Source organism: Sphingopyxis sp. HIX (genome assembly GCF_001468285.1).
Taxonomy (GTDB): Bacteria; Pseudomonadota; Alphaproteobacteria; order Sphingomonadales; family Sphingomonadaceae; genus Sphingopyxis.
Genome location: NZ_LNSB01000043.1, coordinates 1 through 21,269 on the forward strand (window position 1 = coordinate 1; position 21,269 = coordinate 21,269).

Sequence of the window (21,269 nt, forward strand, 5' to 3'; positions counted from 1 at the left end):
ACCCCCACGCCGACCCCGACCAGCTTCGCGGTCAATTTCACCTCGGTCGCGGCGAACCAGAACGACATGATCACCGTGCCCGCGGGCTACACGGTCGACGTGCTGCTGAAGGCCGGCGATTCGGTCGAGACCGGCACGCCCTATGCGGGCAGCTTCCCCGCCAGCCCCGCGGTCGCCGAGAAATGGGCCGGCGGCAACCATGACGGCATGGAATATTTCGCTTTCCCGGGCGTCGACGCGAACAACCGCGGCATCCTGGCGATGAATTACGAATATCCCGACTTCAACATCCTGATGGCGGGCAGCTACAATGCCGCGACCGCCACCGCCGACCAGAAGGCGATCGCGCTGTCGGCGGTCGGCATCGGCGTCGTCGAGATCGCCAAGGGCAGCGACGGCAAATGGGCGGTCCAGCCGGGGTCGACCTACAACCGCCGCTACACCGGCAACAGCGCCTACCGCGCGGGCGGCCCCGCCGCGGGCCTGCTGTCGGGCAGCATCAAGGGCATGCTCAACAATTGCTCGAGCGGCCGCACGCCGTGGGACACCTATCTCACCTGCGAAGAGACGACCGACAATTATCTCGACCCGACGCAGCCCGCACGCGACTATGGCTGGGTCGTCGAAATCGACCCGCTGCGCGAACTCGCCGCGCCGACCAAGCGCACCGCGATGGGCCGCTTCAGCCACGAGAATGTCGCCTTCATGACCAATGCCGACCGCCGCGTCGCCTTCTACATGGGCGACGACAGCACCCCGGGCTGCATCTATAAATTCGTGCCCGACCGCGCCTACAGCACGAGCAACCGCGCCGCGAACACCGAGCTGCTCGACTATGGCACCCTCTATGTCGCGCGCTTCAACGCCGACGGCACGGGCGAATGGCGCGCGCTGGTCGTCGGGCAGAACGGCCTGACCGCGGGCGCGTCGGACCCCGGCAACGTCAGCCAGAGCACGACGCCGCCGGCGCCGACGATCGTCAATTTCAACAGCCAGGCCGATGTGCTGATCAACACCGCATCGGCGGCGCGCGTCGCGGGCGGTACCGTCATGGACCGCCCCGAGTGGGTCACGGTCGCCCCCGACAACAAGTCGATCTTCGTCACGCTGACCAACAACAGCGGCCGCCGCGTCACCGACCCGATGAACCCGCGCGTCAGCAACCTGCATGGCCATATCCTGAAGTTCCGCGAGGAAGGCGATTCGCCGCTGGCGACCAAGTTCAGCTGGGAAATCTTCCTGCTGGCGGGCGATCCGTCGCTGGCGTCGGGGGGCAGCAACCTGACCGGCAACATCAACGGCGACACCTTCTCGAGCCCCGACGGCCTGCGCATCGACCCGCAGGGCCGCATGTGGGTGCAGACCGACCACAGCGTCCCGGGCAATTCGGGCGTCGCGGGCAAGACGATCGACCAGGCGTTCGGCCATAATGCGATGTTCTTCGTCGACCAGGCGACCAAGCAGTCGAAGCGTTTCCTCGTCGGGCCGCTCGGCTGCGAGATCACCGGCCTTGCCTATACGCCGGACCTCAAGACCTTCTTCGTCAACATCCAGCATCCGACGGGCAACTGGCCGGTCGCGGGCGAGCAGCCGCGCTCGTCGACGATCGTGGTGCGCCGTACCGACAACCAGCCGGTCGGCAACTGATCGCGCGCCGCCCGCTCCCTAACGCCGGGAGCGGGCGGCCGCCTCAGACGAACTTCATATCGCCGAAGATCCAGCGCCACGGTGTCCCCGTATCGCCGAGGATATCGCGCACGATCATCGGAAAGGCCGCCTCTGCGCGCACGTCGTTCGACATGATCAGCACGCAGCGCTGGCCCTTTTCGACGCACACCAGCGTGTTGCCCGTCGAGTCATTGTGCCCGCCGCGGAAGAAGGCCGGGCCCTGCGGCCCGGTGTAGGTAATCAACCCGACGCTCGCCGCGAGCCCCTTGTGCTGCTGCGCCGCGGGTACATCGCCCGCCAGCGTCGGGAATTGCCCGGCCGAGCGGATCGGCAGGCCCGGGCGCAGCAATTCGCCGCGCGCCTTTTTCGAAAGCCCCTCGCCCGACACCAAAGCCGCCGCGAAATTGGCGAGATCGGTGATCGTCGTGTCCATCGACCCCGCCATGCGTACGCGGCCGCGCTCGTCATGCGCCTCGACGCCGCCGTCGAGCGTCCAGCCATCGGCGTAATTGGCCGCGAAATCGGGGCGCCAGACGAGGCTGGAATTCGACATCTTCAGCGGGTCGAAGACCAGCCGCTGGACTTGTTGCCCGGTGTCGAGCCCCAGCCCCTTGTCGAGCCCGAACTGGAGCAGCATGATCCCCTCGCCCGAATAGCCGTAGCGGCTGCCCGGATCGAAGTGGAAGCGCAGCTTCTGGTCGGGTTCGAGGAAGTGGAAATTGGCGAAACCCGTGCTGTGGTTGAGCACGTGCCGCGGCGTCACCGTCCGCCAGCGCTCGTCGCCGGCGAGGTCGCCCCAATTGCCGTAAGCGTCGAGATTGCCATATTCGGGCAGCGGCTTTTCGAGCAGCGCCGCGATCGGCTTGTCGAGGTCGACCTTGCCCTCGTCGGCCAGCCGCAGCACCGTATAGGCGAAGACCGCCTTAGTCAGCGAGGCGCCGTACATGATCGTCTGCGGGGTCAGCGGCTCGCCCTTGGCATTGCGCTCGCCGAAGCTCTGGACCGAGACGACCTTGCCCTTGTCGATCACCGCGATCGCCAGCCCGCGCGCCCCGGTCGCGGTCATCGCCTGTTTTGCGATCTTCGCGACCACGGCCGGGTCGGCGACGGGTTTCGCCTCAGCGTTGGCGGCCATCAACAACGGCAGGGCCAAAGCCAGTTTCGCACGGCGCATCGCTATCTCCCCGAAATCAGGACGATTCCACTGCTATGACGAAATAATACAGCCCGCAAGCCACATCGTCGGTGGTCAGGGTCCCCGCTTCGGCGGCGGCGGGGGCGAGCCGTCGGGAGTGGGCGAGAACATGATCACGCACATCGTGCGATGGACCTTGTGCGCCCCGCAGGCGACGCCGGCATAATGATGCTCGGGCCGCAGCAAGCTGTGGCGATGCCCGCGGTCGGGCACGCCGTCGTCGATCAGCAGCTGGTGGATCACCCCCGCCGGGCTGTGGTGGCCATAGGTGATGACCTCGCTGACATAGGGACCGCCGCCGCGCGCGCTCGCGCGCTCGCCCGGGCCGCGGCCGCCGGTGTAATGACCGACGGCGCCCGAGCGCGACTGCGCCGCGACATGGTCGGCCGCCGCGCGTTCGAGCACCGCGCCGCGTTCGAGCGAGCCGAGCGGTTTCGCCGGACGCAGGTCGCGGATCGCCTCGTCGACCGCGGCGACGCCCTCGCGGGTCATGATGTCGATCTCGTCGCGGTCGCGCCCGCGCAGCAGCCGGCCCTCGAAACGCGGGCGATAGGCGCGCAATATGTCGGCATAGCCGGCGGGATCGCTGCGGAAGCGGTTGAGTTCGGCGAAAACACCGGCCTCGAAATCGTCGGGGCCGAGCGCCGCTGCGCCCACGGCCCCGCCCGCCAGCAGGCCCGCTGCCGCGATCCATCGGAAATATCTCGTCATCGCAGAGGCGATAAAGGGCCAAGGCTGAACCCTGCGCAACCATTATCGCGGCGCCGAGGCTGGCGCACGGCTCGAAATCCCTCTAGGGGCGCGGGCAAAGACCGGCGCGACGCCGGAATGCTCACGGAGTTTTTATGGGTTTCAAATGCGGCATCGTCGGGCTGCCCAATGTCGGCAAGTCCACCCTGTTCAACGCGCTCACCGAGACCGCGGCGGCGCAGGCGGCGAATTATCCCTTCTGCACGATCGAGCCGAACATCGGCAATGTCGCGGTGCCCGACGACCGGCTGGAGAAGCTCGCGGCGATCGCGAGCAGCAAGAAGATCATCGCGACGCAGCTCGCCTTCGTCGACATCGCCGGCCTCGTCCGCGGCGCGTCGAAGGGCGAGGGCCTGGGCAACCAGTTCCTCGGCAATATCCGCGAGGTCGATGCGATCGTCCATGTGCTGCGCTGCTTCGAGGATGACGACATCCAGCATGTCGAGAACCGCGTCGATCCCGTCGCCGACGCCGAGACGGTCGAGACCGAGCTGCTGCTCGCCGACCTCGAAAGCCTCGAAAAGCGCGTGCCCGCGCTGGCGAAGAAGGCCGCGCAGGGCGACAAGGAAGCAAAGGCCGCCGCCGGGGTCCTCGGTCAGGCGCTCGAGCTGCTGCGCGAAGGCAAGCCCGCGCGGCTGGTCGAACCCCGCGACGACGAGGAAGCCCGCGCGCTGCGCAACGCGCAGCTCCTGACCTCGAAACCCGTGCTCTATGTGTGCAACGTCGACGAGGGCAGCGCCGCCAACGGCAACGCCTTCTCCGAAAAGGTCTTCGCTCGCGCCGCGGCCGAGGGCGCGCAGGCGGTCGTCGTCTCGGCCGCGATCGAGAGCGAGCTGGTCACGATGGACATGGCCGACCGCATGGAGTTCCTCGAAGAGATGGGGCTGCACGAAACCGGCCTCGCGCGCGTCATCCGCGCGGGATACGAGCTGCTCCACCTGATCACCTTCTTCACCGTCGGGCCGCAGGAAGCGCGCGCCTGGACCGTCCACACCGGCGCCACCGCGCCCGAGGCGGCGGGCGAGATCCACAGCGATTTCCAGAAGGGCTTCATCCGCGCCGAGACGATCGCCTATGACGATTATGTCACGCTGGGCGGCGAAGCGAAGGCGCGCGAAGCCGGCAAGCTGCGCGCCGAGGGCAAGGCCTATGTCGTGCACGACGGCGACGTGATGCACTTCCTGCATAGCTGAACAAGGGCCGCGCGATATTCCAAAGTTCAGTAAAGTTCAGCCTTATGCGACGCCGATTTGAACGCTGCGATATGCTGAGTATTTGCGGTGCGTCTCGCGTTTTTGTCCACCAACTGAAAGAGCCGGACGAAGGCTGGCACAGCCGGATAATGTAGGAAAGCCTCTTTTTTTGAAGGCTATGTCGGCTTTGGGGTGGGGAGCGGACGTCGATCTCCCCTCCCGCTTGCGGGAGGGGTTGGGGGTGGGCAGCAACGCTGCAATGGCCCACCCCGCTGCGACTAGGGCGCAAGCGCCCAAGTCTCGCTGCCCCTCCCGCCTGCGGGAGGGGAAATTAGTTCCATCCCTCAACGGCAGCTCCCGGCCGTTTGCAGACATCCAACCAAAGCTACCGTGCCCCAACCATTCACTTCCGCCCGAACAATTTCTCCACATCGTCCATCGCGAGCTTCACCCAGGTCGGGCGGCCGTGGTTGCATTGGCCCGAGTGGGGGGTGACTTCCATCTGGCGGAGCAGCGCGTTCATTTCGGTCGCGCTCAGCGTGCGCCCCGCGCGGACCGAGCCGTGGCACGCCATCGTCGCGGCGACGAGTTCGAGCTTTTCATTGAGCCCGAGCGCGGCGTCGTAGCCCGCGAGGTCGTCGGCGATGTCGGTGACCAGCTTCGTACAGTCGATCGCGCCGAGCATCGCCGGGGTCGCGCGGACCATCACCGCGGCGGGGCCGAAGCGTTCGAGCTCGACCCCGAGCGCGGCGAGCTGCGGCGCGGCGGCCTCGAGCCGGTCGCACGCGGGTTCGTCGAGTTCGACGACCTCGGGGAGCAGCAGGCCCTGCGACGGCACCGCGCGGCCCGCCATGCCGTGGCGGAGTTGCTCGAGCACGAGCCGTTCGTGCGCGGCGTGCTGGTCGACGATGACGAGACCGTCCTCGGCCTCGGCGACGATGTAGGTGCGCGCGATCTGGCCGCGGGCGATGCCGAGCGGATGGTCCCCGGCCACCGGCACCGGCGCGACGGCGACCTCGGCGCGGCCCGCGAGCGGCGCGGGCGAGGCGAAGGGGACGAGGCGGTCGTAGACGCGCGCGACCTCGGGCGACGGCGGCGCGATGTCGGCGCCGAACAGGTGCACCGCGGGCTCGCCGCGCGGCGCGGCGCCGAAGAGGAAGCCGGTCGTCGGCGCGGGCGCCACCGGCTCCTGCTGCCACGCCGCGAGCGCCGCCTCGGCGGGGCGCTGGACGCTGCGGAAGCCATGTTCGTCGAGCGCGCGGCGGAGGCCCCCGACGATCATCCCGCGCACGAGCTGCGGGTCGCGGAAGCGGACTTCGGTCTTCGCGGGGTGGACGTTCACGTCGACCTCGCTGGCGGGCACGTCGAGGAACAGCGCGACGACGGGGTGGCGGTCGCGCGCGAGCAGATCGGCATAGGCGCCGCGGAGCGCGCCGACGAGCAGCCGGTCCTTCACCGGGCGGCCGTTGACGAAGAGATATTGGTGGTCGGATATGCCGCGATTGTAAGTCGGCAGGCTGATCACGCCGCCGAGATGCACCTCGCCGCGGTCGAGATCGACCCCGATGCTATTCGCCGCGAGATCGCGGCTGGTGAGCGCCGCGACGCGCGCGAGCCGGTCCTGCCCGCCCTGGACGTCGAGCACGCGGCGCCCGTCATGCTCCATGGTGAAACCGACCCCGGGGTTCGCCATCGCGAGGCGCTTCACCACGTCGAGGCAGGCGGCATATTCGCTGCGCCCGCTGCGCAGGAATTTGCGCCGCGCGGGGATGCGCGCGAAGAGGTCCTCGACAAGCACGCGCGTGCCCTTGGCGAGCGCCGCGGGTCCCTCGGCGACGAGCGCGCCATTGTCGACGACGCGCTTCCAGCCGTCGGCGCCCGGCATGCGACTTTCGATGGTGAGGCGCGCGACGCTGGCGATCGAGGGCAAGGCCTCGCCGCGGAAACCGAGCGTGGTGACGCGCTCGATCGCGTCGTCGGGCAGCTTCGAGGTGGCATGGCGTTCGAGCGCCAGCGCCATATCGGCGGGGGTCATTCCCGAGCCGTCGTCCTCGACCTCGATTCGCGCGATGCCGCCGTCGGCGATTCGCACCGAAATGCGCGTCGAACCCGCGTCTATGGCGTTTTCAACCAGTTCCTTGAGCGCCGCAGCCGGTCTTTCGACCACTTCACCGGCTGCGATCCGATTTACGAGCGTTTCCGGCAGGCGGCGTATTGACATAATCCCTTCCCTAGCGCAGTCGGACGCAATTCGCGACCCACCCGCACAGCCTGATCATTTTGTCCAGCCAGCCCCCCTTGGACAGGCCGGAATCTCCCCCTGATTAGTCCTGCCCCCGGACGGGATCGCGTCGGCAATGACGGCGACGGGGCGCTCCGTTCGCAAGGCAGACAGGAATGACGATCGATGTCCTTTTTCTCGCGTTGGCTTAAGTTCAATTCCCAAGACATGGCGATCGACCTCGGCACCGCCAATACGGTGGTCTATGTCCGGGGCAAGGGCATCGTGCTCAACGAACCCTCGGTCGTCGCGATGGAGACGTTGAACGGCCACCGCCGCGTGAAGGCCGTCGGCGACGATGCGAAACTGATGATGGGCAAGACCCCCGACAGCATCGAGGCGATCCGTCCGTTGCGCGACGGCGTCATTGCCGACATCGACATCGCCGAAGAGATGATCAAGCACTTCATCACCAAGGTGCACGGCGGCAAGCCCAACGCGTTCCGCAGCCCCGAGATCGTGATCTGTGTCCCCTCGGGCTCGACCAGCGTCGAGCGCCGCGCGATCCGCGACGCCGCGTCGAACGCCGGCGCCAGCGAAGTGTGGCTGATCGAGGAACCGATGGCCGCCGCGATCGGCGCCGACATGCCGGTGACCGAGCCGATCGGCTCGATGGTCGTCGACATCGGCGGCGGCACCACCGAAGTCGCGGTGCTCTCGCTCCGCGGCCTCGCCTACACCACCTCGGTCCGCGCGGGCGGCGACAAGATGGACGAGGCGATCGTCTCCTACGTCCGCCGCCACCACAACCTGCTGATCGGCGAAACCACCGCGGAGCGGATCAAGAAGGATTTCGGCATCGCGCGCATCCCCGCCGACGGCACGGGCCTGACGATCCACATCAAGGGCCGCGACCTGGTCAACGGCGTGCCCAAGGAAATCTCGATCAACCAGGCGCAGATCGCCGAGGCGCTGTCCGAACCGATCGGCACGATCGTCGAGGGCGTGCGCATCGCGCTCGAGAATACAGCGCCCGAACTTGCGGCCGACATCGTCGACCAGGGTATCGTGCTGACTGGCGGCGGCGCGCTGATCGCCGAGCTCGACGAGCTGCTGAAGGACGCGACGGGGCTGCCCGTCACGGTGGCCGACGACCCGCTGACCTGCGTCGCGATCGGCACCGGCCGCGCGATGGAGGACCCCGCCTTCCGCGGCGTGCTCCAGCAAGCCTGATCGAAGGGTAGCGTTCCCCCATGACCCGCCCGGCAGCTCGGCGTCCGGGGCAATCCCGAAAGGCCCAGACGAGCCTGTTCGTCGCCTATGTCATCGCGGTGACCGGGGCGGTGACGGGGCTGTTGCTGGCGATCCTGTCGGTTGCCGACCCCGTGGGTTTCGCGGCGCTGCGCGTCGCGAGCCATGAGGTCACCGCGCCCGTCGCGCGCGGCACGCGATCGGTCATCGGCTCGATCTCGGGCATCGACGATGCGGTCTCGGCCTATGTGAGCGCAGGATCGCAGAACAGCCGGCTGCGCGCCGAACTCGCCGACGCGCGGCGGCAGCTGGTCGCGACGAGCGCGCTGCAGGAAGAGAACCGCCAGCTGAAAGCACTGCTCAAGCTGCAGGAGGCCGACAAGACGGGGGTCGCCAACGGCTATCTGCTCACCTCGACCTCGACCAGCAGCAAGCGCATCGCCTTGCTCAGCATCGGGCGCAACCTGGGCGTCGCGGCGGGACAACCGGTACGCGGCGCCGACGGGCTGATCGGCCGCGTGCTGTCGAGCGGGCCGTCGGTGTCGCAGGTGCTGCTGCTCACCGACATCGACAATATCGTGCCGATCCGCCGCGCACGCGATGGGCTGCCCGCACTCGCCTATGGCCGCGGCAACGGCGACCTCGACATCCGCACGCTCAATATCGCGAACAACCCGTTCAAGCCGGGCGACATCATGGTCACCTCGGGCACCGGTGGCCTCTATCCGCCGAACATCCCCGTCGCGATCGTCGTGCGCCGCACCAGCGAGGGCGCACTAGCCCGTCCGCTCGCCGACCCCGCCAAAGTCGACGCGGTGTCGGTACTGCGCCCCTATACGCCCGACAATATCGAGGCGCAGGCCGCGCGTCCGCCCGCCCCGGCCGCGGCGCCCGCGCCCAAGACCGCGCCATGAACCGCGCCGCCGCGCCCCTGCAGCGCGAACCCGCGTCGCGCTGGCGCATGCGCGCGGTGCCCGTCGCGACGGTGATGCTCGCCTCGGCGCTGCCACTGATGCTGCCGATGGTCGCGAGCTCGCCGGTGCTGCCGCCGCTCGGACTGCTGCTCTTCCTCTGCTGGCAGCTCTTGCGCATCGAGATGTGGCCGGTGTGGATCGGGCTGCCGCTGGGGCTGTGGGACGATCTGTTCAGCGGCGCGCCGATCGGCACCGCGGTCGGGCTCTGGACGCTCGCGACGATCGCGATCCATTATTTCTCGCAGCGCGTCTATTGGCGCGGCTTCATCCACGACTGGGGCGTCGCGGCGCTGCTCGTCGCCGCGATCCAGGCGCTCGCCGCGCTGATCGCACATCCCGACGCGCATGTGGGCCGCGTCCTCGGCCTCGTCGCGCCGCAGATCGTCATCTCGGCGCTGCTCGTGCCGCTCTTCCTTCGGCTGACCGGCAAGTTTGACAATTTCCGCCTGAAACGCCGATAGATTCCGCGCCATGTTTCGCAAGAAAAGCCCGCCGATCACCGAAGCCTGGAGGGGCATGACCTTCACGCGCCGTGCGATGCTGGTCGGCGGCGGACAGATGGTCATCGGCGGCGCGCTCGCCGCGCGCATGGCCTATATATCGATTATCGACAACGATCACTATGTCCTTGAATCGGAAAGCAATCGTGTCAATCTGACGCTGGTCCCGCCGCGCCGCGGCTGGATCGTCGACCGGCGCGGCAAGGCGCTCGCGAACAACCGCGTCAGCCTGCGCATCGACCTGATCCCCGACCGGCTGCACGACAAGGAGCTGGTGCTGGGGCAGCTGCGGACGTTGCTGCGGCTCGATGGCGACGCGATGGAGCGGATCAACCGCGACCTGAAAGCCGCGTCGGGTTTCCAGCCCGTCGCGGTGGCCGAGGACCTGTCCGAAGCCGATTATGCCTCGATCCTCGTCCGTCTGCCCGACCTGCCCGGCGTCGCGCCGCAGCGCGGCTTCGCGCGCAACTATCCGACCGGCGCCGCGGTCGGCCATCTGATCGGCTATGTCGGCGCGCCGACCGCCGAGGAATATCAGGCGGCGAACAAGGATCCGCTCTACATCACCCCCGGCTTTCGCGTCGGCAAGGACGGGCTGGAGAAATATTTCCAGCCGATGCTGCGCGGCGAGCCCGGCGCCAAGCGCGTCGAGGTCACCGCACGCGGCAAGGTGGTGCGCGAGCTCGACACGACCGAGGACAAGCAGGGCAAGACCGTCCACCTGACGATCGACGCCGACCTGCAGGAATATATCGCGCGGCGCATGGGGCGCGAATCGGGCGCCGCGGTGGTCATCGACTGCGACAATGGCGACATCCTCTCCTTCGTCTCGATGCCCAGCTTCGACCCGAACAGCTTTTCGGACGGGATCAGCAGCAACGAATATGCCTGGCTGCGCGCCGACGACCACCAGCCGCTGATCAACAAGGCAACGCGCGGGCTCTATCCGCCGGGATCGACGCTGAAGCCGATGGCCGCGATCGCCGCGGTCGAGCATGGCGTCGACCCCAGCGAGCGCCACACCTGCATCGGCGGTTACCGCCTCGGCAGCCGCTTCTTCCGCTGCCTCGGCACGCACGGCAGCGTCGATATGCCGACGGCGATCATGAAGAGCTGCAACAGCTATTTCTACTGGCTCGCGCACCGCCTGGGCTATGACGCCTTCGCCCCCACCGCGAAGATGCTGGGGCTCGGCGAGGAATTCCAGCTCGCGGGCAGCAATCAGCGGTACGGCACCATCCCCGACAGCGCGTGGAAGATGCGCAAATACGACCAGGCCTGGTCGGCGTCGGATTCGCTGAACGCGATCATCGGCCAGGGCTATGTCAGCGTGAACCCCCTCCAGCTTGCGGTGATGGCGGCGCGCATCGCGTCGGGGCGCAAGCTCTATCCGCGGCTCGTCAACCGCCAGTTCCGCAACGATCCCCTGCCCTATTCGGCCGATGCCTTCGCGGTCGCGCGCCACGGCATGGACCTGGTCGTCAACGGCCCGGGCGGCACCGCGGGGCGCAGCCGACTGCCGCTCGACGGCATCGCGATGGCGGGCAAGACCGGCACCGCGCAGGTGCGCGGGCTCAACACCGGCAACGGCAAGAGCGGGTCGTGGCGGTTTCGCGACCACGGCCTGTTCGTCTGCTTTGCGCCGGTCGACAAACCCAAATATGCCGCGGGCATCGTGATCGAGCACGGTATGGGCGGCAGCCGCGCCGCAGCACCGGTGGCGAAGGATTTCATGACCTTCCTCTACGACCGCGAAAAGGCGATGGAGGCGCTCGAGACCTTCGAGGCCGGCTGGGGCGGGACGATCAAGGAACGCATGGACCGCGACTATGCGGCGTGGAAGAGCGGCGCGTCGAGCGACCCCGATCCGGAGATCCCGCAATGATCCCGGTCCCAGCCGCCGTCCAGCGTGTCCCGTGGAAGCTGATCGCGATCCTGTCGGGCATCACCGGCTTCGGGCTGCTCGTCCTCTATTCGGCGGCGGGGGGCAATTGGTCGCCCTGGGCGCTGCAGCAGGGCGTACGCTTCCTCGTCTTCCTGACCGTTGCGCTCGTGATCGGGCGCTTCAACATCAAGATTTTCGAGGATTTCGCCTATCTGGGCTATATCGGTATCCTGATCCTGCTGATCGCGGTGGAACTGCTCGGCTTCGTCGGCGGGGGCAGCCAGCGCTGGCTCAACCTGGGGTTCATGAACCTCCAGCCCTCCGAGCTGATGAAGGTCGCGATCGTGCTCGCGCTCGCGCGTTTCTATACCCAGCTGCCGCCGGGCAGCACGCGGACCTGGACCGCGCTGTGGCCGGCGCTGGTGATGATCGGCTTTCCCGCGGCACTCGTGATGCTCCAGCCCGACCTCGGCACCGCGCTCGCGATCTGCATCGGCGGGGTGATCGTGATGTTCTGCGCCGGCCTGCCCTTCTGGTGGTTCGGCAGCACCGCCGCGGCGGGCGTCGCCGCGCTGCCGATCCTCTTCTCCTTCCTCCACGATTATCAGCAGAAGCGCGTGCTGATCTTCCTCGACCCCGAAAGCGACCCGCTCGGCGCCGGCTATCATATCAGCCAGTCGAAGATCGCGATCGGATCGGGCGGCATCGGCGGCAAGGGTTTCCTCAACGGATCGCAGAGCCACCTCGATTATCTGCCCGAGGGACATACCGACTTCATCTTCGCGACGATGGCCGAGGAATGGGGGCTGATCGGCGGGCTCGTGCTGCTCGGGCTCTTTTTCCTGCTGCTGCGCTGGTCGACGCGGGTGGCGCTGGGTGCGCGCACGCGCTTCGGCCAGCTCGCCGCCGCGGGGCTCACCATGACGATCTTCTTCTACATCGCGATCAACCTGATGATGGTGATGGGGCTCGCGCCCGTGGTCGGCATTCCGCTGCCGCTCTTCTCCTATGGCGGCTCGTCGATGCTGACGATCATGACCTGCGTCGGCATCGTGCTGGCGATCGAGAATGACACGAAAAAGGCCGGCGGGCGGTTCCGCTGAAAAAATAATCGGTGAAATAGCGCCCGGGCCATTGCCATCCCCGCACGGCCATGATAGCGGGCCGCTCGCTTCGCAGCAAAGGGGACTTCCCCGGCACTTCGAAGCGCGCCGGAAACGGCAGTGGACGCATAGCTCAGTTGGTAGAGCAGCTGACTCTTAATCAGCGGGTCCTAGGTTCGAGCCCTAGTGCGTCCACCAAATTTCCCAATAATATCAGAATAATAGACACTATCCCCGGGCACCCTGGCGCAATTTGACACCCAGGTGCTGCTATGGGTGCCATATGGGTGTCATCGCGACGCCGATCATTAGCGGACCTTGGTGGTCGCCGACAGACAAGAGAATCCATCTGGCTCCAGATTCGGCGTTGCCAATAATCGCTCTCTGAGAGCCTTGTTCTCACCCGTTGCCTCGCCGCGCCTTTCGGCCTGCCCAAGCTAGTGGCTCGAGTGGCGCCTTGGATCTCAAACAGACGCTATCCGTCAGCGAGACGGTCAGACAACATAAGAGCAATGGCCTGTAGAGGGCCGTCGTCTGTGGATGGCTCCCGCGTTGCAAGTGTAAAGTGATGATCTGGCCGTTGGTCGGTTGCAGTCGTCTGTCCGGCCTGTTGATGCAGTCGGTGTAGACTGCTGGCCCTGATGGGGTCCGTGAACAAGGTCCGATCGGCTTTGCAGGCTATTACGCCTATGACAGTCTTTGGGTTGTCCTTGTTCCCGGTTCGACCGGTTTTGCCATCACATCCTTCGCTCTCACAACCTCGTGAAGCTGATCTCCTCAGCTAAGTTCTCGGTCTATGCGGCCGCCAGCATTGGCGCATGCCCGCGTTCGAAGACGCCGCCGCGCGCCATGATCGCCCATGCGATCCGCGCCATCTTGTTAGCGATGGCGACCGAGGCCACGCGCGCGGGCTTTCTGGCGAGCAGAGCGACAAAGCGCGGATCGACCGTGCCGGGTTTATGTTTGGCGTATCGGACCAACGCGGTTGCGCCGACGACCAGGAGCTGCCGAAGATACCTGTCGCCCATCTTGGTAATGCGCCCCAAGCGTTCCTTACCGCCACTCGAGCTCTGCCGCGGGGTCAGCCCCAGCCAGGCGGCGAACTGGCGCCCTGACGAGAACTGGATTGGGTCGGTCACCGACGCGGCGAGCGCGGTCGCACCGATCGGCCCGATACCAGGGATAGTTGCCAGACGTCGGGCTCGATCGTCGCTGCGCTGCCGAGCGGCGAGACGCAGGTCGAGCTTACGCAGTTGGGTGTGAAGCTGGAGCAGTTCCTCTGCCAGCATGGTGACGACATTGGTCGCCTCGGTCGGCAAATCGAGCCTCGACTCGCCGTCGACGATCTCGCGCGCCATCTGCAGTGCCTTTACGATACCAACCGGGATGGCGACGCCCAGCTCGGCGAGCACGCTGCGCATCATGTTGACCAGCTGCGTGCGCTGCTTGATCAACAGGCTGCGCACACGATGCAGCGACAAGGCCGCTTGCTGCTCGCGCGACTCGATCGGCACGAACCGCATCGTCTGGCGTGTGACCGCTTCGCAGATCGCTTCCGCGTCGGCGGCGTCGTTCTTGCCGCGCTTCACATAGGGCTTCACGTAAGCCGCCGGCATCAGCCGCACCTCATGACCCAGCTTGGTCAGTTCGCGCGCCCAGTGATGCGACGTCCCGCACGCCTCGGCGCCTACCAGGCACGGCGGCAGCTTCTCGAAGAACGGCAGCATCTGCGATCGCCGCAGCGCCTTGCGAATTACGACCTCGCCGGTCGCACTGATGCCGTTAACCTGAAAAACGTTCTTGGCCAAATCCAGGCCGATCGTGCTAATCTCCATGGTGGGTGGCTCCTTTGCTCGGGTTGCATGACAGCAACCCATCTTGGCACCTAGATGCCGTGAGCGGGAGCCATCCACCTCATCCGCTTCTAGGCGCTGATCGCGAAAAGCGGACGTTTCAATCTCACTCTTTGCGTAGGAGGGTGCCGGAGGCCATCAGCAATCGATCGGTGGCGCCAGTGGTTTTGGCATCGCCATCCCAAAACTTGCGGCAACGGGGCCGATTGCGGACCAGCAGCTGGCAGGAATGATGAACGGTCTGCGGCCGTAAAGCGCCCAGAATTCATTCATCGTCGGATTTGGCGCCAAGCCTTCGGATTCAAACCTTCAATCCGCCGAAAAGCGGCGGCAATCGTTCGTGATGGTGGAGCTTTGGTCTCATCCTGGGCTTCCTGCTCTTCGTAACAGGAGCGGCGTTGGTAAGCGTTACGCTCACGAAATATCCGATGCTACTTCGCTGGCTAGTTTTGTCAGCTTGTGCATTTCTCCTTGGTGAAATGATCTTGGACGGCAGCCCTCAAAGCCGCAGTTTCGATTTTTACGACGACATCGAGCCGCCAAGCGACTGCACCGATCAGCGGAGTGACACGGCCAAGGACGGGTTCTGGAAATGCTTGTTCAGATCGGATTACGGCGCCTAGCCAGGAACGCGCGAAGGCTATCCGTGGGAACAAGAGTGGATCTGCCGATTTTGATTGTTTCAATCTCACCAGCGGCGATCATCTCATATAAGGTCGATTTGCCGATACCCAGCATTTGCGCAGCTAGAGGGATTCGGACCGCCAATGGCTCCACAGCTTGGGCAATTCCTTCGGAGTTCATTTTTCTCACTTCATCAGTCCTTAGATCTCGTGTCGAATATCGGACTCGGTCCGGTCACGCCTGCCCGTCGAGAAAACAGGTTTGCACCGAAGCGGCGACGCAAGTGCTCGGAAACGGCGTTCGCATAGCGACGCTGCCGCCAAAGAGTTGGACTGTGGTATTTGCCGATCGCTTTCCAGTAGTCGCCGGTCGCGTGAAGGCCCGAAAGGAATATCCATCGTGCAGCATCGACATTAAAACAGGCATCGTTCGCGAGCCACCACCGAATTATCTCGGGCGAGCGACCTGTCATCGAAGCGATTTTGCCTACCCACCAACTATTGACCTGAAGCGGTCCAAGGTCGTGACTGCCGTCGCTGTTCTTGACCTCGGCCCCGATCCATCCGCCTTCCTGATCACGCAAGCCCCAAAGCGTCCTTTCAAGCCATTGACGGCCGCCGGCGGCGGCGCGAATGCATTGGGCAATCCTTGCTTCTCCAGCAGTGCTTTCCGCTCTGGCAAACGTGGCACTAGCTGGCGACAAGGCAACCGCGGTGACTACGATCGATATCCAATAAAGGCGGTTAGCGGTCATGACGGCCTCCTTCACTCGCATGGTCGGGAGATGGCTGCGGAGCCTGCGAGCTATCGGATGACGCGCGCCGCGAAGACCGGTCTCCGTCGAGGATCGAGCGGAAGAATCTGTCCATCGTCTCGGCTGCCGACAACGCCCGGTTTGCGAAATAGGAGCGGAAGTCAGGGGGCTCTGTCTGCTCGCGTCGAGCGCGGTCGGCCATCATCCGCTCCTCACGGTCATGCCGCTGCTCGTCACGCAGCTTATCGAGACGACCTCCATGCCGCGCAGTCCGGCTTCGCTCATTGTCGCGGTGGAGACGCCCCAAGCCTTCAAGCGCCGACGTCTTCTCACCGGACCGCCGTTCGAGCCGGTCGACGAGCCGTTTCTCATCCTCAGTCCAGAGCTTTACGCCAAACCGCGCACGCGTGATCGCCGTGTAATAATTCTGGCCCGTGACCAGCGGGGAGTTGACCGGGGCAAGCACATAGACGCGGTCATAGGTTTTGGACTGCGCCGAATAGACGGTCTCGGCATAGCCATGGTCCCAATTCTTGTGCCGGCCGAGATCGATCGTTTGCACACGCCCGTCGCGGTCCCAGCGGATCGTCGCCTGCGCGCCCTCCAGCCGCTCGACCGTTCCGCGGTCGGCATTGCGGACGCCGAGATCATGCGACACCAGACGCCACTGAACGCGGTCGCCCGCCGCAAGGTCGCGTTCCTCCGCCTTGAACACATTAACCTGCGAGGCCCGCCCAAGGCTCGGATCCCAACGAATGGTCCTGCCATTCTCGTCGACGAGGCGGACGATCTGTCGTCCGCGCGCGTCGCGCCCGATGCCAACGACCCGATATTCGGTGTCTCGGGCGATGCCGAGCCCGGCATTCTCGCGCGAGAAAACGAGCACCTGTCCGCCCGAATAAAAGCGCGCAAAATGCTTCTCCTGATCCGTCAGGCCTGAAGGGGTTAGCACAGCGAGACGGGTCTCTTGGGCCGCGACCGCGCCTTCGGTCTTCAGTGCCTCGCGCACCTTGGTGTTGACGATAAGCCGGGTCGCATTCTCAAGGACAAGGATATTGGTGTTCGCCCGGTTCTCAGGCTTGAGATGCGTCCATTCGCGGACGAGCTCCTCGGCGAGCTTGTCGGCGGCTTCTCCGCTCGACACCTTGTCGAGATTGGCGATTGATGCGGCATAGTTGAAAAGCCGGGCCTGGGTGACTGCCGCCTTCATCGCCCGCGTTTCCTGGCGGACCGATTCGGGAAGTTCGGCCTTCGGGAGCCCCAGGCGCTGCATCAGCCAGAAGGCCTTGCCCTGTTCGATCGCACCCGTCTGCCGGTTGTCACCGAGCAGGATCAGCCGCGCTCCCGTCAGCCGGCTGATCTCCAGCACCCGTAGCGCCTGCCGGTTGCCGAGCTGGCCCGCCTCGTCGAGCACCAGCGCATGCCGGTCATCGAGGCCGTACCCTCCGCCCGCGATAAGGCTCGCGACCGTCCGCGACTCTATTCCCGCGGTGGCGCCGAGATTCGCGGCGGCCGACGAAGTCGGGGCGAGCGCGATGATCGCCGTGTCCGGATCCGCCGCTTCACGGAGTGCCTTGACCAGCGTCGACTTCCCCGCGCCGGCGACACCATGAACACCGACCACACGATCAGTCGTCGTGCCGATATGGAGGAGCGCTGCCTCCTGCGCTGCGTTCAGCCCCGCTTCCTCGCTCATCCGCTCCAGCCGTTCGCGCGGCGCGACCGGAACGGCGTCTCCTAGCGCCAGTGCCAGATGATCGACAAGCGCGAGCTCCAGCCGTGCCGTGCGCCGCGTGGTCCGCCCGCGCACATGCACAGCGTCGCCCGTCTCGTGCCGGGTCACGAGGAGCTTCGCGCGATCCTCGTGCGCTTCGACAAGAGGGCGGATGTCGGCTAGCCGCACCTCGCCGACATGACTGGCGAGCGCGGTGCGGAGGAACTGTCCGAGATTATTGACAGCCTCGCGGCCTTCCGACTGCCGGATGCCGAACAGCATCGCGCGCGCGGCGGTCATCGGCTCGACCGGGATCATCCGCTCGCCGGTTTGAGCTGCGGCGAGGATCAGCTTGTCCAGCATCTCCCGATGGGGTTCGAGGCGAGCGGTCCAGCGCCCATGCAAATCATCCAGCGACGCGCGTTCCTTGGGTCCGCGGGTTTCGTAGAAGGATATGCGCCGCGCCGCCTGCCCTGTGAGACCGTGCTCACGGGCATGTTCCTCGATCTGGGCGGCGCGGGTCGAATAAGTCTCGATCAGTTCGCGCGGAACGCCCCTGATCTCGAAAAGACCCTTGCGAGGGTCGAAATCGACGGCATAGCCAAGCTCTCTCAGCGCGTGCGCGAGTTCACTCCGATAGACTTGCCCCGCGGTCATCTGCTCGGCGAACATGGCGCGGGTCTCGAGGCTGGCCATTTGCGCGCCATCCGCGCGATTAGTCATGTTCATTACGACGACATGGGTGTGGAGATGCGGATCGAGCTCGCGCGAGGCGTGTTCGGTGAACCGCGCGAAGATCAGGCGCCCGGTCGTCTCGTGGACAATCGTACCTCCATCGCGGTGGCGTAGCGTTGCATGTTCCTCCAGATAGGAAAGCGCGACGCCGACCGCGCGCTCATGCGCGGCCACGATGCGCGTGTCTTCGGCGACGAGGGCCAAGATCGACACGGATTTGGGCGCACTGACCGCGAAGTCCCATCCGGGGTGATGTTGGATCCGGCCGTCCTGCCTGTGCCGGCCGAGTTGCTGGCCGGCAACCGTACCTTCGAGGAACGCCTCGAAGATGGCTGGATCGACCTTGCCCTCAAGCCCGAGTTCAGCGGCGATCCGGCCACCCCATTCCGAATGCTCGTCGACACCCTTGGTATAGTAATCCCCCACCGAGTAGTAGCGGGACAGGTTGCGAGGCGTACCCTTCAGGCGGCGTGGATGGATCATGCCGGTCTCGCCTCATCGCGGTCGCCATCGCGGCGACCGTGCTGGCGCAGGCGGAACCCCGCCGGCTTGCCGAAAAGGGTGATTTCCGGCTGAGGCCGTGGCGAGGGCGCCCCTGGTTCCGGGTCTACGGGCGTTGGAGCATTCTTCGGCGGCTGCGGCTCGGGAAGTGGCAGCATCGGCGCATCGTCACCCGGGCGGCGGCGCTTCGGCTTACTCGCCGCCGCGGGAGTTTCCGTCAGCAGCGCCGCACCGCCAGGCGCATCGAGGCGGATCGGCGGATCGATTCGTTCCTCGAACGCGACCGCCACCGACCGCACCTTGTTGTAGCGATCCTCGAAGCGGACAACCGGGAGATTGCGGCCGAACCGGAGATAGCCTGCAAGGTTCGGAAGATTGGTGACCTCGGTATGCATCACCAAAGGCCGGGTCACCTGCATCCGCGAGAGATTGACCCCGTCGCGCATGTCGTTGACGCCGTAACTCATGCCCTCATTGGCCTCGACCTGTTCGACCTGGCCGAGATTCTCGCTGACATGCTTGGCGGTAGGGGTGTCGTTCGCGCGCAAAGCCACCCAAGTCGAGCAATAGCCGGTGATCGCGGCGGCATCCTGGATTCCGTAGGTTGCTTCGAGCTGGGGATAGCTCTGGAACCCCAAGATACCGCATCCGCCATATTTCCGGGCGCGGGCGAGGAAGTCGGAAAGTGATGGCAACTTCTGGAGGGTCGGGAGTTCGTCGATGACGCAATAGAGCCGCCGGTCGCGATCGGGCGCCATGCTCATGATCGCGCTGATCGCGATGTCGAGCCAGACCGTGATAAGCGGCCGGAGCGAAGGAAGCTGGTCGGCCTTCACGGTGATGAAAAGCCAGCTGTCATCCTTCTCGTTCGCCACCCAGTCGCGGATCGACAGCCCATCGACGGTATCGTCGAGATAGGAGAAGCTGCGCATCACCGAGGCAAGCTCGGCCTGGATGCCGGCCGAGGTGCGCTCACCTTCCGTCGAGATGAAGGCAGCGGCATCGGTTCCGGCAGCGAAAGCGGCGAGATCCTTGAGCTTGGACCGGAGCAGCGTGTCGAGCAGGATCGAGACCAGGGTCCGCTCCTGCCGGGCAAGTTTCCGGAGCACCGCGACCAGTGTCCCGCGCGCCGCCTTCGCCCAGAAGGGATCGCCCGCCTTGTCCGGAATCGTGGACTCGGCGATCTGGTCATAATGATAGTCGCGGGGTACATCGACCCAAGGCGACCAGGCGTCCGCGCGGGCATCGAGCGGGTTCAGCAGCACGTCGATCCCGGGGCGGTAGAATTTCTCGACGAAGGTCCCCGCGGTGTCATAAACGATAGCCCGACGCTTTCTCTTGCGGATGCCGTCGAGCATCTTGACGATGATGTTGGTCTTGCCGGTTCCGGGCGCACCGCAGATCAGGATATGCTCGGGCTCGAAGGCCTCGGGCACTTGTACGCCGCCAATCTCGAAACTCCCGCGCGGCTGCCAGCGCAGCGCCCGACGAACCTGGCGGACTGTCCCGAAGCGCGCTCCGCGCAGGAACTGGTTGGAGCCGAGTCCCCTGCCCGTCCGGGTGAAATAGAACCAGGCCCAGGCGAGCATCGCGAGTGCGAACACCCCCGAGAGCGCCGCCCCTTGGAGGAGATAGGTTTCGAAGGCATGGAGCGTTTTCTCGGCGATGCCGGAGTCAAGGAGCGCCCCGGGACTCACCCAATATTCGCGGCCTGCAGGCGTCCTGAACAGAAGGGGCGCGGCGGCGCCGGGGACCGTGTCCCCGATCATCGCCGCCTGCGCGAGCTTCAGGAGGACGAAGCGCTCATAGTCGGTGGATTTCTCGAACGCGTACCAGAGGACACCCCCTATCCAGAGGATGATCCCGGCGAGACAGGTCTGATAGAAGACCTGGGTGGTCATCCGGACGTTGTGGACGATCGCCTGACCGCCTCTCGTCCAGGAGCCCAGCGTGTCATGGCGGAATATGCTCATGCGCGGTCCTGCTCGGGGTCGAGCAGCCCCCTTTCGCGGAGCAGGCGCCGGGCATCGGCGAGTCCCTCCTCGAGGGTCTCGGGCGACCGCCGACCGATCGACTTGGCGAGGATCGCGAGCGTCTGGATCGCGGTCGCATGAAGCTCGTCGAACCGGGCGTGATAGCCGGCCGGATCATGACCTTCGTACCGGTCAAGGATATCCCGGATATAGGCGGAGGGTGTAGTCCCGATCCCTCGCGCAGCGGCAACCAACCGGTCATGCAGCGCATCGTCGAGACGGAGCGTTATTCTGGCCAAGCACTGATCCTTGAACAGCGCCGAGCGTGATGAAGCACCCGCTTGATAGCAGATTAGCACCATGATCTCAACATCT

16 protein-coding genes and 1 tRNA gene are annotated in these 21,269 nt (G+C 65.7%); 8 read left to right on the forward strand and 9 right to left on the reverse strand.

The features are described from left to right. A partial coding sequence (locus tag ATE62_RS18005) for a PhoX family protein (RefSeq protein ID WP_058818573.1) occupies positions 1-1,647 on the forward strand: 1,647 nt, incomplete at its 5' end. A gap of 43 nt (positions 1,648-1,690) precedes the next feature. Here ATE62_RS18005 and ATE62_RS18010 read toward each other — a convergent pair. Both ATE62_RS18010 and ATE62_RS18015 read right to left on the reverse strand, forming a co-directional pair. Next, positions 1,691-2,842, reverse strand: a complete 1,152-nt coding sequence (locus ATE62_RS18010) for a serine hydrolase domain-containing protein (RefSeq protein ID WP_058810643.1) — start codon at positions 2,840-2,842, stop codon at positions 1,691-1,693. 75 nt (positions 2,843-2,917) lie between these two features. Continuing rightward, positions 2,918-3,574, reverse strand: coding sequence for a CAP domain-containing protein (locus ATE62_RS18015; protein ID WP_058810644.1), 657 nt, complete (start codon positions 3,572-3,574; stop codon positions 2,918-2,920). 134 nt (positions 3,575-3,708) lie between these two features. Between ATE62_RS18015 and ychF the strand changes: the two genes are divergently transcribed. Next, positions 3,709-4,806, forward strand: coding sequence for a redox-regulated ATPase YchF (ychF, locus tag ATE62_RS18020; protein WP_058810645.1), 1,098 nt, complete (start codon positions 3,709-3,711; stop codon positions 4,804-4,806). 403 nt (positions 4,807-5,209) lie between these two features. Here ychF and mutL read toward each other — a convergent pair whose 3' ends face one another. Continuing rightward, a complete protein-coding gene (gene mutL, locus ATE62_RS18025; protein WP_058809126.1) occupies positions 5,210-7,027 on the reverse strand; it encodes a DNA mismatch repair endonuclease MutL in 1,818 nt (605 codons plus the stop codon). A gap of 186 nt (positions 7,028-7,213) precedes the next feature. On the opposite strand from mutL, the gene ATE62_RS18030 reads away from it, so the two are divergent. The 6 genes from ATE62_RS18030 (at position 7,214) to ATE62_RS18055 (ending at position 12,938) form a co-directional block, all read left to right on the forward strand. Beyond that, a complete protein-coding gene (locus ATE62_RS18030) occupies positions 7,214-8,260 on the forward strand; it encodes a rod shape-determining protein (RefSeq protein WP_058809127.1) in 1,047 nt (348 codons plus the stop codon). Between the two features lie 20 nt (positions 8,261-8,280). Further along, positions 8,281-9,192: a rod shape-determining protein MreC gene (gene mreC / locus ATE62_RS18035; RefSeq protein ID WP_058809128.1), complete on the forward strand. Its 912-nt coding sequence runs from the start codon at positions 8,281-8,283 to the stop codon at positions 9,190-9,192. Continuing rightward, the gene (locus ATE62_RS18040; RefSeq protein WP_058809129.1) at positions 9,189-9,713 is read left to right on the forward strand and encodes a hypothetical protein; all 525 of its coding nucleotides are present in this window, start codon (positions 9,189-9,191) and stop codon (positions 9,711-9,713) included. Before mreC ends, ATE62_RS18040 begins: the two co-directional genes overlap by 4 nt. A gap of 10 nt (positions 9,714-9,723) precedes the next feature. Further along, positions 9,724-11,637 carry a penicillin-binding protein 2 gene (gene mrdA, locus ATE62_RS18045; RefSeq protein WP_058809130.1) on the forward strand — a complete coding sequence of 638 codons (1,914 nt, stop codon included), beginning with the start codon at positions 9,724-9,726 and terminating at the stop codon, positions 11,635-11,637. After that, entirely contained in the window at positions 11,634-12,740 is a 1,107-nt protein-coding gene (rodA, locus tag ATE62_RS18050; RefSeq protein ID WP_058809131.1) for a rod shape-determining protein RodA, read from the forward strand. Before mrdA ends, rodA begins: the two co-directional genes overlap by 4 nt. 122 nt (positions 12,741-12,862) lie before the next feature. Beyond that, positions 12,863-12,938 (forward strand) — tRNA-Lys (locus tag ATE62_RS18055). A gap of 596 nt (positions 12,939-13,534) precedes the next feature. On the opposite strand, the gene ATE62_RS18060 is transcribed toward ATE62_RS18055, so the two are convergent. The 6 genes from ATE62_RS18060 to ATE62_RS18080 all read right to left on the reverse strand — a co-directional run bounded on the left by ATE62_RS18060 (position 13,535) and on the right by ATE62_RS18080 (position 21,193). Beyond that, the gene (locus ATE62_RS18060) at positions 13,535-14,575 is read right to left on the reverse strand and encodes an IS110 family transposase (RefSeq protein ID WP_058809132.1); all 1,041 of its coding nucleotides are present in this window, start codon (positions 14,573-14,575) and stop codon (positions 13,535-13,537) included. Between the two features lie 618 nt (positions 14,576-15,193). Next, positions 15,194-15,397, reverse strand: coding sequence for a helix-turn-helix domain-containing protein (locus ATE62_RS22985; RefSeq protein ID WP_082660189.1), 204 nt, complete (start codon positions 15,395-15,397; stop codon positions 15,194-15,196). Positions 15,398-15,410: 13 nt separating this feature from the next. Continuing rightward, positions 15,411-15,971, reverse strand: a complete 561-nt coding sequence (locus ATE62_RS22990) for a lytic transglycosylase domain-containing protein (protein ID WP_231728036.1) — start codon at positions 15,969-15,971, stop codon at positions 15,411-15,413. Continuing rightward, positions 15,961-18,903, reverse strand: a complete 2,943-nt coding sequence (mobF, locus tag ATE62_RS18070) for a MobF family relaxase (protein ID WP_058809133.1) — start codon at positions 18,901-18,903, stop codon at positions 15,961-15,963. The genes ATE62_RS22990 and mobF overlap by 11 nt, the downstream gene beginning before the upstream one ends. Continuing rightward, positions 18,900-20,894 carry a type IV secretion system DNA-binding domain-containing protein gene (locus ATE62_RS18075; RefSeq protein WP_058809134.1) on the reverse strand — a complete coding sequence of 665 codons (1,995 nt, stop codon included), beginning with the start codon at positions 20,892-20,894 and terminating at the stop codon, positions 18,900-18,902. Before ATE62_RS18075 ends, mobF begins: the two co-directional genes overlap by 4 nt. Beyond that, positions 20,891-21,193 carry a CopG family transcriptional regulator gene (locus ATE62_RS18080; protein WP_058539870.1) on the reverse strand — a complete coding sequence of 101 codons (303 nt, stop codon included), beginning with the start codon at positions 21,191-21,193 and terminating at the stop codon, positions 20,891-20,893. Before ATE62_RS18080 ends, ATE62_RS18075 begins: the two co-directional genes overlap by 4 nt. Positions 21,194-21,269: the final 76 nt, after the last annotated feature.

Coding starts and splice junctions, on each gene's coding strand:
- ATE62_RS18010 (WP_058810643.1), bottom strand. CDS start 2,842: ATGCGCCGTGCGAAACTGGCTTTGGCCCTGCCGTTGTTGATGGCCGCC.
- ATE62_RS18015 (WP_058810644.1), bottom strand. CDS start 3,574: ATGACGAGATATTTCCGATGGATCGCGGCAGCGGGCCTGCTGGCGGGC.
- ychF (WP_058810645.1), top strand. CDS start 3,709: ATGGGTTTCAAATGCGGCATCGTCGGGCTGCCCAATGTCGGCAAGTCC.
- mutL (WP_058809126.1), bottom strand. CDS start 7,027: ATGTCAATACGCCGCCTGCCGGAAACGCTCGTAAATCGGATCGCAGCC.
- ATE62_RS18030 (WP_058809127.1), top strand. CDS start 7,214: ATGTCCTTTTTCTCGCGTTGGCTTAAGTTCAATTCCCAAGACATGGCG.
- mreC (WP_058809128.1), top strand. CDS start 8,281: ATGACCCGCCCGGCAGCTCGGCGTCCGGGGCAATCCCGAAAGGCCCAG.
- ATE62_RS18040 (WP_058809129.1), top strand. CDS start 9,189: ATGAACCGCGCCGCCGCGCCCCTGCAGCGCGAACCCGCGTCGCGCTGG.
- mrdA (WP_058809130.1), top strand. CDS start 9,724: ATGTTTCGCAAGAAAAGCCCGCCGATCACCGAAGCCTGGAGGGGCATG.
- rodA (WP_058809131.1), top strand. CDS start 11,634: ATGATCCCGGTCCCAGCCGCCGTCCAGCGTGTCCCGTGGAAGCTGATC.
- ATE62_RS18060 (WP_058809132.1), bottom strand. CDS start 14,575: ATGGAGATTAGCACGATCGGCCTGGATTTGGCCAAGAACGTTTTTCAG.
- ATE62_RS22985 (WP_082660189.1), bottom strand. CDS start 15,397: ATGAACTCCGAAGGAATTGCCCAAGCTGTGGAGCCATTGGCGGTCCGA.
- ATE62_RS22990 (WP_231728036.1), bottom strand. CDS start 15,971: ATGACCGCTAACCGCCTTTATTGGATATCGATCGTAGTCACCGCGGTT.
- mobF (WP_058809133.1), bottom strand. CDS start 18,903: ATGATCCATCCACGCCGCCTGAAGGGTACGCCTCGCAACCTGTCCCGC.
- ATE62_RS18075 (WP_058809134.1), bottom strand. CDS start 20,894: ATGAGCATATTCCGCCATGACACGCTGGGCTCCTGGACGAGAGGCGGT.